Genomic DNA, 15,306 nt, shown 5'->3' on the forward strand with positions numbered 1-15,306 from the left:
CGTGGTTGCCAAGATTATTGCTTAATTAGCAATTGATCTTGAACTGTCGAGCCGGTACTATTGCCGGCTCGACTGCGATTACAGGCCAGTAGCTCAATTGGCAGAGCGGCGGTCTCCAAAACCGCAGGTTGGGGGTTCGATTCCCTCCTGGCCTGCCAGATTTTTTCTGGCTACCAAAACAGGATTTGATGATTCATGAGTACCAAGGCAGAGATTCACGATGATCGCTTAGATGTCCCAAAGTGGATAGTGGTGGCCATCATTGTCATAGCCGGTGTTTATGGTAACCATCATTTTGCCGCAGAACCTGTTTTGTATCGTGCCCTGGCACTGGTTGTGCTGGGTTTGGTTGCAGGCTTTGTTGCGCTGCAGACAGCCAAAGGCAAGGCTTTTTGGGCGCTGTTGAAAGAAGCGCGCATTGAAATACGTAAAGTGGTTTGGCCAACCCGTCAGGAAACGACTCAGACAACGCTTATTGTAGTAGCCGTTGTGTTGGTAATGGCCCTGCTTCTTTGGGGGCTGGATACCTTGCTGGGTTGGATCATTTCTCAGTTCATTGGTTAAGGGTGATCCGTGTCTAAGCGTTGGTACGTTGTGCATGCCTTCTCGGGTTTCGAGAAGCACGTCATGCGCTCCCTTCAGGAGCGTATCAAGCTGGCCGGTATGGAAGAGCAGTTCGGCGAGATCCTTGTGCCCACCGAAGAGGTGGTGGAAATGCGCAATGGTCAGAAGCGCAAGAGCGAGCGCAAGTTCTTCCCTGGCTACGTCCTGGTTCAGATGGAAATGAACGAAGGTACCTGGCACTTGGTGAAAGACACCACGCGCGTACTTGGCTTTATTGGTGGTACCGCTGACAAGCCGGCACCTATCACCGATAAAGAAGCCGATATCATTTTGCGCCGCGTCGCGGATGGTACTGACAAGCCGAAGCCCAAGACCTTGTTTGAGCCGGGTGAAGTAGTACGGGTGACTGATGGTCCCTTTGCCGACTTCAACGGTGTGGTAGAAGAAGTGAATTATGAGAAGAGCCGTGTTCAGGTCGCTGTTCTCATCTTTGGTCGTCCCACCCCAGTTGAACTGGAGTTCGGCCAGGTAGAAAAGGGCTGATAGCCCACGTCCTCCTGAGCCCTGCAGCGCTTATGCGATGCGGGGCTTTGTTGTCAGTACTGTTGTAATGAACCGGGGAGCCGCCAGGCGCTACTACCCAATGGAGAAGAAAGATGGCTAAGAAGATTCAAGCTTATATCAAGCTTCAGGTTAAGGCCGGTCAGGCCAATCCAAGTCCGCCGGTTGGTCCAGCTCTGGGTCAGCATGGTGTGAACATCATGGAATTCTGCAAAGCGTTCAATGCCAAGACTCAAGGCATGGAGCCAGGTTTGCCGACGCCGGTAATCATTACCGTGTACAGCGACCGTAGCTTCACCTTTGAAACCAAGAGCACACCTGCTGCCGTTCTGCTGCTCAAGGCTGCTGGCCTGAAAAGCGGTTCTGCACGTCCCAACAGTCAGAAGGTCGGCACTGTTACCCGTGCCCAGTTGGAAGAAATTGCCAAGACCAAGCAGGCTGATTTGACTGCTTCTGATATGGAAGCTGCCGTTCGCACCATCGCTGGTTCCGCACGCAGCATGGGCCTTAACGTGGAGGGTGTGTAAATGGCTAAGCTGAGCAAGCGCCAAAAGGCTATCAACGAAAAGGTTCAGGCTAACAAGGCGTATGCCTTCGAAGAAGCCGCCACGCTGTTGGCTGAAGTATCCAGCGTCAAGTTTGTCGAGTCGGTTGATGTGTCCGTCAATCTCGGTGTTGACCCGCGTAAATCCGATCAGGTTGTCCGTGGCGCAACATTGCTGCCGCATGGCACTGGTAAGACTGTTCGCGTTGCCGTATTTACCCAGGGTGCCAATGCAGAGGCCGCTTTGGCCGCTGGCGCCGATAAGGTAGGTATGGATGATCTGGCTGCTGAAATGAAAGCCGGTGATCTGAATTACGACGTGGTTATCGCTTCTCCGGATGCGATGCGCGTTGTCGGTCAGCTGGGTCAGGTTCTGGGTCCCCGTGGCCTGATGCCTAACCCCAAGGTCGGTACTGTATCTGCCGATGTCGGCACCGCAGTGAAAAACGCCAAGGCGGGTCAGGTTCGCTACCGTACCGACAAAAACGGCATCATTCATTGCTCGGTTGGCAAGGTTGGCTTTGATGCCGTCAAGCTCAAGGAAAACGTTGAAGCCTTGATCGCCGATCTGAAAAAAGCCAAGCCGTCTACGTCCAAAGGCGTATATCTGCAGCGCGTGACCCTGAGCACCACCATGGGTCCTGGCGTACAGATCGACCAAGCTTCCTTGAATGTCTGATTGACCGACGCAGCACTCAGGTGCTGCGTCACGTATTGGGGTCCCTGCGTAGCGGGGGCTGTCCAAGACCGTAGGCGGCGCGAGCCTTAAACAAGCAAGCCTACGCAGATGGTGCTCCCGATTCAGTGCAGGCTGGATCTGACACCAAAACATGTCGCCCTCGGGCGATCAATGGTAAATCCAGGAGTAAAACCCGTGGCAATTAAGCTCGAAGACAAGAAAGCCATCGTCGCTGAAGTCAACGAAGCTGCCAAAGGTGCGCTGTCTGCTGTTGTGGCTGATGCCCGCGGCGTAAGCGTCTCTGCTATGACTGGTTTGCGCAAAGAAGCACGCGAAGCTGGTGTTTACGTACGTGTTGTACGTAACACGCTGCTGCGTCGTGCCGTTGAAGGTACTCCTTACGAGTGCCTCAACGAAGTCTTTGTTGGTCCGACTCTTATTGCTTTCTCCAAAGAGCACCCGGGCGCCGCCGCCCGTCTGTTCAAAGAGTTCGCCAAGAGTCAGAGCGCATTCGAAGTCAAGGCAGCAGCCTTTGAAGGCAACTTCCTTGCAGCATCTCAGATCGACATTTTGGCAACACTGCCGACCTACGACGAGGCTATCAGCCAGTTGATGAGCGTGATTCAAGGCGCCACCAGCAAATTCGTCCGTACTTTGGCCGCTGTCCGCGATCACAAGGAAGCTACAGCCGCCTGATTGGCTGGTTGATGCTTTTCGATCGTATAACTTATTTTTGACGACCCCCAGGGTTGTCCCCCAATACAGGAATATTGAGTCATGGCTCTGACCAACGAAGATATCATCAATGCCGTATCAGAAATGTCTGTTATGCAGGTTGTTGAACTGATCAAGGCAATGGAAGAGAAGTTTGGCGTTTCCGCTGCTGCTGCTGCCGGTCCGGCTGCTGCCGTTGCTGCTGTTGCTGAAGAGCAGTCCGAGTTCAACGTTATTCTGACCGAAGCCGGTGAGAAGAAAGTTAACGTGATCAAGGCTGTTCGCGAGCTGACCGGCCTGGGCCTGAAAGAAGCCAAGGCTGTTGTTGACGGCGCTCCTGGCGTGGTCAAAGAAGGCGTGTCTAAAGACGAAGCCGAAGCTGCCAAGAAAGTTCTGGAAGAAGCTGGCGCCAAGGTTGAGCTCAAGTAATCTTGTGCGACCTTGCGTCGACAGTCTGATCTGTTAGGTCAGATTGATGGCTGGTGGCCGAAGTGCCACCGGCCTTTTTCCGTTCTGGCAGGCTTCTGTGAAGTCTGTGGCGGAGGCACCCCGAGGGGTGAGCAAGACGTAGGACTTGCAAGCATTTTCTGGTTTCCCCTGCGGGGGGAGCCAATCAAGCAGGTGACCAAGCTGGGGAACGCTGATGGCTTACTCATATACTGAGAAAAAACGTATCCGCAAGGACTTTGGCAAACTGCCGCATGTGATGGATGTGCCCTATCTGCTGGCGATTCAGCTGGATTCCTACCGGGAATTCCTGCAATCGGATATGCCGAAGGAGCAGGTTCGTGATATCGGTCTGCACGCGGCCTTCAAATCTGTGTTCCCCATTATCAGTTATTCCGGTAATGCGGCTCTCGAATACGTCGGTTACCGTTTGGGTGATCCGGCATTCGACGTCAAGGAATGCGTATTGCGCGGAGTAACTTATGCGGTTCCGCTGCGCGTAAAAGTGCGCCTGATCATCTTTGATCGTGAGTCGTCCAACAAGGCGATCAAAGACATCAAGGAGCAGGAAGTCTACATGGGTGAAATACCCCTGATGACTGAGAACGGTACCTTCGTGATCAACGGTACCGAGCGAGTGATCGTCTCCCAGTTGCACCGCAGCCCGGGTGTGTTCTTCGACCACGATCGTGGCAAGACCCACAGCTCCGGCAAACTGCTGTACTCCGCCCGCGTGATTCCTTACCGCGGCTCATGGCTGGACTTCGAGTTCGATCCAAAGGATTGCGTCTTCGTCCGTATCGACCGTCGTCGCAAATTGCCGGCTTCGGTACTGTTGCGTGCGCTGGGCTACCAGACGGACGAAGTCCTGGATATTTTCTATGACACCAACGTGTTTGAGGTCAAGGGTGAGAACCTGCAGCTGGAGCTGGTACCCCAGCGCCTGCGCGGTGAGATCGCTACTTTTGACATCAAGGATGAAAAGGGCAAGGTTGTCGTTGAAAAAGGCCGCCGCATTACCGCGCGCCACATCAACCTGCTTGAGAAAGCGGGTATCAGCAGTCTGGAAGTGCCGTACGATTACATCCTTGGTCGCACCATCGCCAAGACCATCGTGCATCCGGCAACTGGTGAAATTCTGGTTGAGTGCAACACGGAAATCACTACCGACCTGATTGCCAAGCTGGAGAAGGCCCAGGTAACACACCTGGAGACGCTCTATACCAACGACATCGATTGTGGTCCGTTTATCTCCGATACCCTGCGTATCGATGGTACTACTACTCAGCTCGAAGCACTGGTAGAAATTTACCGCATGATGCGCCCCGGCGAGCCGCCGACCAAGGATGCTGCAGAAACCCTGTTCGGCAACCTGTTCTTCAGCAGTGATCGTTACGATCTGTCTGCTGTAGGTCGGATGAAGTTTAACCGCCGTATTGGTCGTGACGAGATTGAAGGTGCTGGCGTCCTGAGCAAGGAAGACATCATCGAAGTGCTCAAGACCCTGGTCAATATCCGAAATGGCAAGGGCGTTGTCGACGACATCGATCACCTGGGTAACCGTCGCGTGCGCTCGGTTGGCGAGATGGCCGAAAACCAGTTCCGTGTCGGTCTGGTACGTGTTGAGCGCGCGGTCAAGGAACGTCTGTCGATGGCCGAAAGCGAAGGCCTGATGCCGCAGGATCTGATCAATGCCAAGCCGGTTGCGGCGGCAGTGAAGGAGTTCTTCGGTTCCAGCCAGCTGTCGCAGTTCATGGACCAGAACAACCCGCTGTCCGAGATTACCCACAAGCGCCGCGTCTCCGCGCTTGGGCCGGGTGGTCTGACCCGTGAGCGTGCTGGTTTCGAAGTGCGTGACGTGCATCCGACCCATTACGGCCGCGTTTGCCCGATCGAGACCCCTGAAGGTCCGAACATTGGTCTGATCAACTCGCTGGCTACCTATGCCCGTACCAACAAGTATGGCTTCCTCGAGAGCCCATACCGTCGTGTACGCGATGCTGAAGTAACTGACGAGATCATCTTCCTCTCAGCCATTGAAGAAGCTGATCACGTTATTGCCCAGGCCAGTGCCACGGTTGAAGACGGCAAGCTGGTGGATGATCTGGTGGCAGTGCGTCACCAGAACGAATTCACCGTCAAGGCACCGCATGAAGTGACCTTGATGGACGTATCCCCGCGTCAGGTTGTATCGGTCGCCGCGTCGCTGATTCCGTTCCTTGAGCATGACGATGCCAACCGCGCCCTGATGGGTTCGAACATGCAGCGTCAGGCCGTACCCACTCTGCGTGCCGAGAAGCCGCTGGTAGGTACTGGTATGGAGCGTAACGTAGCGCGTGATTCCGGTGTCTGTGTTACCGCCCGTCGTGGTGGTGTGATCGACTCGGTTGATGCCAGTCGTATCGTGGTCCGTGTGGCGGATGACGAGATTGAAGCCGGTGAAGCGGGCGTCGATATCTACTCGATGATCAAGTACACCCGTTCCAACCAGAACACCTGCATCAACCAGCGTCCGCTGGTGAAGAAAGGTGACGTGATCAAGGCCAAGGATATCCTGGCTGACGGCTCTTCTGTGGACATGGGCGAGTTGGCCCTGGGCCAGAACATGCGCGTCGCGTTCATGCCCTGGAACGGTTACAACTTCGAAGACTCGATTCTGGTCTCCGAGCGCGTGGTTCAGGAAGATCGCTTTACTACCATTCACATTCAGGAACTGACCTGCGTGTCACGTGACACCAAGTTGGGGCCAGAGGAAATTACCTCTGATATCCCGAACGTGGGTGAATCGGCACTCGGCAAGCTGGATGAGGCGGGTGTTGTTTATGTTGGCGCCGAAGTCGGCCCCGGCGACATTCTGGTCGGCAAGGTCACGCCCAAGGGCGAAACCCAGCTGACCCCAGAAGAGAAATTGTTGCGTGCGATCTTCGGTGAGAAGGCGTCTGACGTTAAAGATACCTCCCTGCGTGTGCCGACTGGCACCAAGGGTACGGTGATTGACGTTCAGGTCTTTACCCGTGACGGCGTTGAGCGTGACTCGCGCGCTCTGGCAATTGAAAAGGAACAGCTGGCCGAGATCCGCAAGGATCTGCAGGAAGAGTTCCGCATTGTTGAAGTGGCTACCTTCGAGCGTCTGCGCTCGGCACTGGTGGGTCATGGCGTTGAAGGCGGTGCCGGTCTTAAGAAGGGAGCCAAGCTGACTGACGAGGCGCTGGACGGTCTTGAGCATGGTCAGTGGTTCAAACTGCGCATGAGCGAAGACAGCCTTAACGAACAGCTGGAAATGGCCCAGGCCTACCTGACTGACCGCCGCAAGCTGCTTGACGACAAGTTTGAAGACAAGAAGCGCAAGCTGCAGCAGGGCGATGACCTGGCGCCGGGCGTACTGAAGATCGTCAAGGTCTACCTGGCAATCAAGCGTCGCATTCAGCCGGGTGACAAGATGGCTGGTCGTCACGGTAACAAGGGTGTTATCTCGGTCATCATGCCGGTTGAAGACATGCCGCATGACGAAAACGGTACGCCTGTCGATATCGTGCTGAACCCGCTGGGTGTACCTTCGCGTATGAACGTGGGTCAGATCCTGGAAACGCACCTTGGTCTTGCAGCCAAGGGTCTGGGCGAGAAGATCAACCGCATGCTCGAAGAGCAGCGCAAGATTGCCGAGCTGCGCGAGTTCCTTGATGAGATCTACAACAAGGTTGGCGGACGTCAGGAAAATCTTGACGCTCTCAGCGATCAGGAAATCATCGAGCTGGCCGGTAACCTGCGTGCCGGTGTGCCGATGGCTACTGCCGTATTTGATGGCGCCAAGGAAAGTGAGATCAAGCACATGCTGCGTCTTGCCGACCTGCCGGAAAGTGGTCAGATGAAACTGATCGATGGCCGTACCGGTAATACCTTTGATCGTCCTGTGACCGTCGGTTACATGTACATGCTCAAGCTCAACCACTTGGTTGATGACAAGATGCATGCACGTTCTACCGGCTCTTACAGCCTGGTAACACAGCAGCCGTTGGGTGGTAAGGCCCAGTTTGGTGGTCAGCGTTTCGGGGAGATGGAGGTCTGGGCACTCGAAGCCTATGGCGCCGCCTACACCCTGCAGGAAATGCTGACAGTGAAGTCGGACGACGTGAACGGCCGCACCAAGATGTACAAAAACATCGTGGACGGCGATCACCGTATGGAGGCCGGCATGCCCGAATCCTTCAACGTGTTGATCAAGGAAATCCGTTCGCTCGGTATCGATATCGAGCTGGAATCCGAATAACCATCAGCTGCCCACGTCTCGGGCGGAGTTGCTCCGCCTGAGACACTGCGAGGAGTATAGGCCTTGAAAGACTTACTGAACCTGCTCAAGTCCCAGGGACAGATTGAAGAGTTTGATTCCCTGCGAATCGGCTTGGCATCACCGGAAATGATCCGGTCCTGGTCCTACGGCGAAGTTAAGAAGCCGGAAACCATCAACTACCGTACGTTCAAGCCTGAGCGTGACGGCCTTTTCTGTGCCAAGATCTTTGGCCCGGTCAAGGATTACGAGTGCCTGTGTGGCAAGTACAAGCGCCTCAAGCATCGCGGTGTGATCTGTGAGAAGTGCGGCGTTGAAGTGGCGCTGGCCAAGGTCCGTCGTGAGCGCATGGGTCACATCGAACTGGCCTCGCCAGTTGCGCACATCTGGTTCCTCAAGTCGCTACCGTCCCGTATCGGTCTGCTGCTGGATATGACCCTGCGCGATATCGAGCGCGTGCTGTATTTCGAATCCTACCTGGTCATCGAGCCAGGTATGACCACGCTGGAAAAGGGTCAACTGCTGAACGATGAGCAGTATTTTGAAGCCCTGGAAGAGTTCGGTGACGACTTCGATGCCCGCATGGGTGCCGAGGCCATCTTCGAGCTCCTCTCCGGTATGGATCTGGCCCACGAGATTGCTGTTCTGCGTGAAGAGATTCCGCAGACCACCTCGGAAACCAAGATCAAGAAGCTGTCCAAGCGACTGAAGTTGATGGAAGCCTTCCTGGGTTCCGGCAACAAGCCCGAGTGGATGGTCATGACCGTGCTGCCAGTACTGCCGCCGGATCTGCGTCCGCTGGTACCGCTGGACGGTGGCCGTTTCGCGACCTCGGATCTGAACGATCTGTATCGCCGGGTGATCAACCGTAACAACCGCCTCAAGCGTCTGCTCGACCTGTCTGCGCCGGATATCATCGTGCGCAACGAGAAGCGCATGCTGCAGGAATCGGTTGACGCGCTGCTGGATAACGGCCGTCGCGGTCGTGCCATCACCGGTACCAACAAGCGTCCTCTGAAGTCCCTGGCTGACATGATCAAGGGCAAGCAGGGTCGTTTCCGTCAGAACCTGCTTGGCAAGCGCGTGGATTACTCCGGTCGTTCGGTGATCGTGGTAGGTCCGACCCTGCGTCTGCACCAGTGCGGTCTGCCGAAGAAAATGGCCCTCGAGCTGTTCAAGCCGTTCATCTTCGGCAAGCTCGAGCACCGCGGTCTGGCGACTACCATCAAAGCGGCGAAGAAGATGGTCGAGCGCGAACTGCCGGAAGTATGGGATATCCTCGCTGACGTGATCCGCGAGCACCCGGTTCTGCTGAACCGTGCGCCAACTCTTCACCGTTTGGGTATCCAGGCGTTCGAGCCGGTTTTGATTGAAGGCAAGGCAATCCAGCTGCACCCGCTGGTCTGTGCCGCCTATAACGCCGACTTTGACGGTGACCAGATGGCCGTTCACGTACCGCTGACGCTGGAAGCCCAGCTGGAAGCGCGTGCGCTGATGATGTCGACCAACAACATCCTCTCTCCGGCCTCCGGCGAGCCGATCATCGTGCCGTCGCAGGACGTGGTACTGGGCCTGTATTACATGACCCGTACCCGTATCAACGCCAAGGGCGAGGGTATGCGTTTCAGCGGCGTCAACGAAGTTGAAATGGCCTATCGCAGTGGTCAGGTTGAGCTGCATGCCATGGTCAAGGTACGTATCACCGAGACCGTCAAGCACAAGGACGACAGCTGGACTACCGAAACCCGTATCGTTGATACCACCGTCGGTCGTGCACTGCTGTTCCAGATTCTGCCCAAGGGTCTGCCCTACGAGCTGGTTGACCAGCCGTTGAAGAAGAAGGCGATTTCCAAGCTGATCAACCAGTGCTACCGCATTGTTGGTCTGAAGGAGACCGTGATCTTCGCTGACCAGTTGATGTACACCGGTTTCGCTTACTCGACCATTTCCGGTGCCTCGATCGGCGTGAATGACTTTGTCATCCCCGATGAAAAGGCGCGCATCATTGATGCGGCTACCGACGAAGTGAAAGAGATTGAAGATCAGTATGCCTCCGGTCTGGTTACCCAGGGCGAGAAGTACAACAAGGTGATCGACTTGTGGTCCAAGGCCAACGACGAGATCTCCAAGGCGATGATGGACAACCTCAAATCGACTCGCGTGCTCGATCGCGACGGCAAGGAAGTCGATCAGGAATCCTTCAACTCCATGTACATGATGGCTGACTCCGGCGCCCGTGGTTCTGCCGCGCAGATTCGCCAGCTGGCCGGTATGCGTGGTCTGATGGCCAAGCCGGATGGCTCGATCATCGAGACGCCGATTACCGCCAACTTCCGTGAAGGTCTGAACGTACTCCAGTACTTCATCTCTACTCACGGTGCCCGTAAGGGTCTGGCCGATACCGCACTGAAGACTGCCAACTCCGGTTACCTGACCCGTCGTCTGGTAGACGTGGCCCAGGATCTGGTGATCACCGAAACCGATTGCGGCACCGATCGTGGTCTGCTGATGGCACCGCACATCGAAGGTGGTGATATCGTTGAGCCGCTGGGTGAGCGCGTCCTTGGTCGTACCATTGCCCGTGACGTGATCAAGCCCGGTACCGATGAAGTCATCGTCCCCGGCGGCACGCTGGTTGACGAGAAGTGGGTTGAATTCCTCGAGCTGAACAGCGTCGATGAAGTTATCGTGCGTTCGCCGATCACCTGTGAAACCCGCTATGGCGTTTGCCGCACCTGTTACGGTCGCGATCTGGCCCGTGGTCACCTGATCAACATCGGTGAGGCAGTCGGTGTTATCGCTGCCCAGTCGATTGGTGAGCCAGGTACCCAGCTGACCATGCGTACCTTCCACATTGGTGGTGCGGCCAGCCGGACCTCTGCAGCTGACAGCGTTCAGGTGAAGGCTGCCGGTGTGATTCGTCTGCACAACCTCAAGCACGTTGAGCGGGCCGATGGTTGCCTGGTTGCCGTATCGCGTTCGGGTGAGTTGGCTCTGGCCGATGAGTTCGGTCGTGAGCGCGAGCGCTACAAGCTGCCCTACGGTGCCATCATTTCCATCAAGGAAGGTGAGAAAGTCAGCGCCGGCCAGGTGGTTGCCAAGTGGGATCCGCACACTCACCCCATCGTTACCGAGATTTCCGGTACCGTGGCCTTCGTCGGTATGGAAGAGAACATCACCATCAAGCGTACGGCTGATGAGCTGACTGGTCTGACCAACCTCGAAGTCATGGATCCGAAGGATCGCCCGGCTGCCGGCAAGGACATCCGTCCGACCGTGAAGCTGGTTGACGACAAGGGTAAGGAACTGATGCTGCCGGGTACTGACGTACCAGCCCAGTACTTCCTGCCATCCAACGCCCTGGTCAACCTGACCGATGGCGCCAAGGTGAATGTGGGTGACATTGTTGCCCGTATCCCGCAGGAAACGTCCAAGACCCGCGACATCACCGGTGGTCTGCCGCGCGTTGCCGATCTGTTCGAAGCACGTCGTCCCAAGGAGCCTTCGATTCTGGCGGAAATCAGCGGCACGATTTCTTTCGGCAAGGAAACCAAGGGCAAGCGTCGTCTGGTTATTACCCCGACTGACGGCAGCGAGCAGTATGAAGAGCTGATTCCGAAGTGGCGTCACCTGAACGTGTTCGAAGGTGAGCAGGTTACCAAGGGTGAAGTGATTTCCGACGGTCCGAGCAACCCGCACGATATCCTGCGTCTGCTGGGTGTCAGCGCGTTGGCCAAGTACATCGTCAACGAAATTCAGGACGTGTACCGCCTGCAGGGTGTGAAGATCAACGACAAGCACATCGAAGTGACCATTCGCCAGATGCTGCGCAAGGTAGAAATCACCGAATCCGGTGACTCCACCTTTATCAAGGGTGACCAGGTTGAACTGACCCACGCCCTTGAAGAGAACGAGCGTCTGGTTGCGCAGGACAAGTTCACTGCCAAGTATGAGCATGTTCTGCTGGGTATCACCAAGGCATCACTGTCGACCGAGTCCTTTATCTCTGCGGCTTCCTTCCAGGAAACCACCCGCGTTCTGACCGAGGCTGCCGTTACCGGCAAGAGCGATCATCTGCGCGGTTTGAAGGAAAACGTGGTGGTCGGTCGCTTGATTCCGGCCGGTACCGGTCTGGCTTATCATGCCGAGCGCAAGCGTCAGCGCATGGCCGACAAGCCGGTCAAGGTCAGCGCCGTAGAAATCGAACAGGCACTTTCGGATGCGTTGAATTCCGGCGGTGACTGATCAGGAGGCTGGCGTCCTCGGACGCCATCGTCCTTGACGAGCGGGGTGCGGCTCTATAGAATTCCGTACCCCTAAAATTGGCGGGGCAATTTGTCCTGCCATTTTTTATTTAATATGTCTCATAGACATCAGTGGAGTTTTGCTAGATGGCAACAATCAACCAGCTGGTTCGCAAGCCGCGTAAGCGCGTTGCTGAAAAGAGCGACGTGCCGGCGCTGCAGAACTGCCCGCAGCGTCGCGGTGTGTGTACTCGCGTATACACCACTACGCCGAAGAAGCCGAACTCGGCTCTGCGTAAAGTCTGCCGTGTTCGTTTGACCAACGGCTTTGAAGTTTCATCCTATATCGGTGGTGAAGGTCACAACCTGCAAGAGCACAGCGTCGTTCTGATTCGCGGCGGCCGTGTAAAAGACTTGCCAGGTGTGCGTTACCACACTGTTCGCGGTTCTCTGGATACCTCAGGTGTCAAAGACCGTCGTCAGGGTCGTTCCAAGTACGGCGCCAAGCGTCCGAAGTAATACTGAATTCATTTATCCTGAGTCGATAAGAGTAAGGTCGGGCGTAACCAAATGGTTATAGTTCCGGGCTAACCTGAAGACCGTTTGAGGGCTTATCATGCCAAGACGTCGCGTAGCAGCAAAACGAGAGATTCTGCCAGAACCCAAGTATGGCAGTCAGATTCTCGCCAAATTCATGAACCACGTAATGGAAAGCGGCAAGAAAGCAGTCGCTGAAAGCATCGTTTACGGTGCCCTGGACAAGGTCAAGGAGCGCACCAAGACCGAAGATCCAGTCGAGCTGTTTGAAAAAGCACTCGATGCCATTGCGCCACTGGTCGAAGTGAAATCCCGCCGTGTTGGTGGTGCCACTTACCAGGTTCCGGTTGAAGTGCGTCCCTCCCGCCGCAATGCGCTGGCAATGCGCTGGTTGGTAGATGCTGCCCGGAAACGTGGTGAGAAATCCATGGCCCTGCGCCTGGCCGGTGAGCTGTGTGATGCCGCTGAAGGCAAAGGTTCTGCCGTGAAGAAGCGTGAAGACGTGCACCGTATGGCTGAAGCCAACAAGGCTTTCTCGCACTACCGCTTCTAAGCGACCCAGGAGACTATTGTGGCGCGTTCAACTCCAATCAATCTGTACCGTAATATCGGTATCTGCGCGCATGTTGATGCGGGCAAGACGACCACGACGGAGCGCGTGCTGTTTTACACTGGCGTCAACCACAAGCTGGGTGAAGTGCATGACGGCGCAGCGACCACTGACTGGATGGTGCAGGAGCAGGAGCGGGGTATCACCATTACCTCCGCCGCTGTTACCACCTTCTGGCAGGGGTCCAGTGCTCAGTACGAAAAGCATCGTGTCAACATCATCGACACGCCCGGCCACGTTGACTTCACCATTGAAGTTGAGCGTTCGCTGCGCGTGCTTGATGGTGCGGTCGTGGTGTTCTGCGGGACATCCGGCGTTGAGCCGCAGTCCGAGACCGTATGGCGTCAAGCTAACAAGTACGGCGTGCCACGTATTGTGTACGTCAACAAGATGGATCGGCAGGGTGCCAATTTTCTGCGCGTAGTCGAGCAGATCAAGAAGCGCCTGGGGCACACCCCTGTGCCGGTCCAGTTGGCTATCGGTTCAGAGGAGGATTTCGTCGGTCAGGTTGATCTGATCAAGATGAAGGCCATTTACTGGAACGATGACGATAAAGGTATGACCTACCGCGAGGAAGCCATTCCTGCGGAGCTTCAGTCTCTGGCTGAAGAGTGGCGCTCGAACATGATTGAGGCTGCCGCCGAAGCCAATGAAGTCTTGATGAACAAGTACCTCGAAGGTGAGGAGTTGACCAATGACGAAATCAAGGCCGGTCTGCGTCAGCGCACCCTGGCATGTGAAATCGTTCCTGCGGTCTGTGGTTCTTCGTTCAAGAACAAGGGTGTTCCCCTGGTTCTGGATGCAGTAATCGACTACTTGCCTGCGCCTGACGAAGTTCAGGCGATCAAGGGTGTACACCCGGATGACGAGGAAAAGGTTGATTCGCGCAGCTCCAGCGACGACCAGCCCTTTGCTGCCCTGGCCTTCAAGATTGCTACCGATCCCTTCGTTGGTACCCTGACATTCGTTCGCGTCTATTCAGGTGTGCTGGCTTCCGGCGACTCGGTTATCAATTCGGTCAAAGGTAAAAAAGAGCGCGTTGGTCGTATGGTGCAGATGCATGCAAACCAGCGTGAGGAAATCAAGGAAGTGCGTGCAGGCGATATTGCTGCGTTGATCGGCATGAAGGATGTCACCACCGGTGACACCCTGTGTGATGCCGACAAGCCGATCGTACTTGAGCGCATGGACTTTCCGGAACCGGTTATTCACGTTGCTGTGGAGCCCAAGACCAAGGCTGACCAGGAGAAGATGGGTATTGCACTGAGCAAGTTGGCTCAGGAAGATCCGTCTTTCCGCGTTCGCACCGATGAAGAATCGGGCCAGACCATCATTGGTGGTATGGGTGAATTGCACCTGGATATCATCGTTGATCGCATGAAGCGCGAGTTCAACGTTGAAGCCAATATCGGCAAGCCACAAGTGGCTTACCGTGAAGCCATCCGCAATACCTGCGAAATCGAAGGCAAGTTCGTGCGTCAGTCCGGTGGTCGTGGCCAGTTTGGTCATTGCTGGATTCGCTTCGAGCCGGCCGGTGATGCTGCCGAAGGCCTGGTCTTCGTCAACGAAGTGGTGGGTGGTGTGGTACCCAAGGAATACATCCCGGCAATCCAGAAGGGCATTGACGAGCAGATGAAAAACGGTGTTCTCGCCGGTTACCCCCTGCTCAGCCTCAAGGCAACCGTCTTTGATGGTTCCTATCATGATGTCGACTCGAACGAAATGGCGTTCAAGATCGCTGCCTCGATGGCCACCAAGCAATTGGCCCAGAAAGGCGGTGCTGTTCTGCTCGAGCCGATCATGAAAGTTGAAGTAGTGACCCCCGAGGACTACATGGGCGATGTGATGGGTGACCTCAATCGCCGTCGTGGTCTGGTACAGGGTATGGAAGATTCTCCTTCCGGAAAGGTGATCCGTGCCGAGGTTCCGCTCGGTGAAATGTTTGGTTATGCCACCGATGTTCGTTCCATGTCCCAAGGGCGTGCGAGCTACTCGATGGAATTTTCCAAGTACTCCGAAGCGCCCTCGAACATCGTTGACGCAATCATCAAGAAGCAAGGCTGATTGCTTCCTGTCTAATTAAAGAGGTTACTTATCGTGGCAAAAGAAAAATTTGAACGC

11 protein-coding genes and 1 tRNA gene are annotated in these 15,306 nt (G+C 55.6%); all 12 read left to right on the top strand.

Annotation, left to right across the window (positions count from 1 at the left end):
* The first annotated feature begins 82 nt into the window (after positions 1–82).
* The 12 genes from AC27HQ_RS16605 to fusA all read left to right on the top strand — a co-directional run bounded on the left by AC27HQ_RS16605 (position 83) and on the right by fusA (position 15,249).
* A tRNA-Trp gene (locus AC27HQ_RS16605) sits at positions 83–158 on the top strand.
* 37 nt (positions 159–195) lie between these two features.
* Complete coding sequence (gene secE, locus AC27HQ_RS16610; protein WP_487157325.1) at positions 196–564, top strand: preprotein translocase subunit SecE; 369 nt, start codon at positions 196–198, stop codon at positions 562–564.
* Positions 565–573: 9 nt separating this feature from the next.
* Complete coding sequence (gene nusG, locus AC27HQ_RS16615) at positions 574–1,107, top strand: transcription termination/antitermination protein NusG (RefSeq protein WP_487157326.1); 534 nt, start codon at positions 574–576, stop codon at positions 1,105–1,107.
* Between the two features lie 113 nt (positions 1,108–1,220).
* Positions 1,221–1,652, top strand: coding sequence for a 50S ribosomal protein L11 (rplK, locus tag AC27HQ_RS16620; RefSeq protein ID WP_487157327.1), 432 nt, complete (start codon positions 1,221–1,223; stop codon positions 1,650–1,652).
* Entirely contained in the window at positions 1,653–2,348 is a 696-nt protein-coding gene (gene rplA, locus AC27HQ_RS16625; RefSeq protein ID WP_487157328.1) for a 50S ribosomal protein L1, read from the top strand.
* A gap of 195 nt (positions 2,349–2,543) precedes the next feature.
* Positions 2,544–3,044 (top strand): 50S ribosomal protein L10, encoded by a 501-nt coding sequence (gene rplJ, locus AC27HQ_RS16630; RefSeq protein WP_487157329.1) that lies wholly within the window; start codon positions 2,544–2,546, stop codon positions 3,042–3,044.
* A gap of 81 nt (positions 3,045–3,125) precedes the next feature.
* Positions 3,126–3,491 (top strand): 50S ribosomal protein L7/L12, encoded by a 366-nt coding sequence (rplL, locus tag AC27HQ_RS16635; protein WP_487157330.1) that lies wholly within the window; start codon positions 3,126–3,128, stop codon positions 3,489–3,491.
* A gap of 214 nt (positions 3,492–3,705) precedes the next feature.
* The gene (gene rpoB, locus AC27HQ_RS16640) at positions 3,706–7,776 is read left to right on the top strand and encodes a DNA-directed RNA polymerase subunit beta (RefSeq protein ID WP_487157331.1); all 4,071 of its coding nucleotides are present in this window, start codon (positions 3,706–3,708) and stop codon (positions 7,774–7,776) included.
* A 63-nt stretch (positions 7,777–7,839) separates the two neighbouring features.
* Positions 7,840–12,039 (top strand): DNA-directed RNA polymerase subunit beta', encoded by a 4,200-nt coding sequence (gene rpoC, locus AC27HQ_RS16645; RefSeq protein ID WP_487157332.1) that lies wholly within the window; start codon positions 7,840–7,842, stop codon positions 12,037–12,039.
* A 146-nt stretch (positions 12,040–12,185) separates the two neighbouring features.
* Positions 12,186–12,557: a 30S ribosomal protein S12 gene (gene rpsL, locus AC27HQ_RS16650; RefSeq protein ID WP_487157333.1), complete on the top strand. Its 372-nt coding sequence runs from the start codon at positions 12,186–12,188 to the stop codon at positions 12,555–12,557.
* A 97-nt stretch (positions 12,558–12,654) separates the two neighbouring features.
* The gene (gene rpsG, locus AC27HQ_RS16655; protein ID WP_487157334.1) at positions 12,655–13,128 is read left to right on the top strand and encodes a 30S ribosomal protein S7; all 474 of its coding nucleotides are present in this window, start codon (positions 12,655–12,657) and stop codon (positions 13,126–13,128) included.
* 18 nt (positions 13,129–13,146) lie between these two features.
* A complete protein-coding gene (gene fusA, locus AC27HQ_RS16660; RefSeq protein ID WP_487157335.1) occupies positions 13,147–15,249 on the top strand; it encodes an elongation factor G in 2,103 nt (700 codons plus the stop codon).
* The last annotated feature ends 57 nt before the right edge of the window (positions 15,250–15,306 follow it).

This window comes from Halopseudomonas sp. 4NH20-0008 (genome assembly GCF_057548395.1).

Excerpts from the sequence above, each read along its gene's own strand:
- secE (WP_487157325.1), top strand. The coding sequence starts at position 196 with ATGAGTACCAAGGCAGAGATTCACGATGATCGCTTAGATGTCCCAAAG.
- rplK (WP_487157327.1), top strand. The coding sequence starts at position 1,221 with ATGGCTAAGAAGATTCAAGCTTATATCAAGCTTCAGGTTAAGGCCGGT.
- rplA (WP_487157328.1), top strand. The coding sequence starts at position 1,653 with ATGGCTAAGCTGAGCAAGCGCCAAAAGGCTATCAACGAAAAGGTTCAG.
- rplL (WP_487157330.1), top strand. The coding sequence starts at position 3,126 with ATGGCTCTGACCAACGAAGATATCATCAATGCCGTATCAGAAATGTCT.
- rpoB (WP_487157331.1), top strand. The coding sequence starts at position 3,706 with ATGGCTTACTCATATACTGAGAAAAAACGTATCCGCAAGGACTTTGGC.
- rpsL (WP_487157333.1), top strand. The coding sequence starts at position 12,186 with ATGGCAACAATCAACCAGCTGGTTCGCAAGCCGCGTAAGCGCGTTGCT.
- rpsG (WP_487157334.1), top strand. The coding sequence starts at position 12,655 with ATGCCAAGACGTCGCGTAGCAGCAAAACGAGAGATTCTGCCAGAACCC.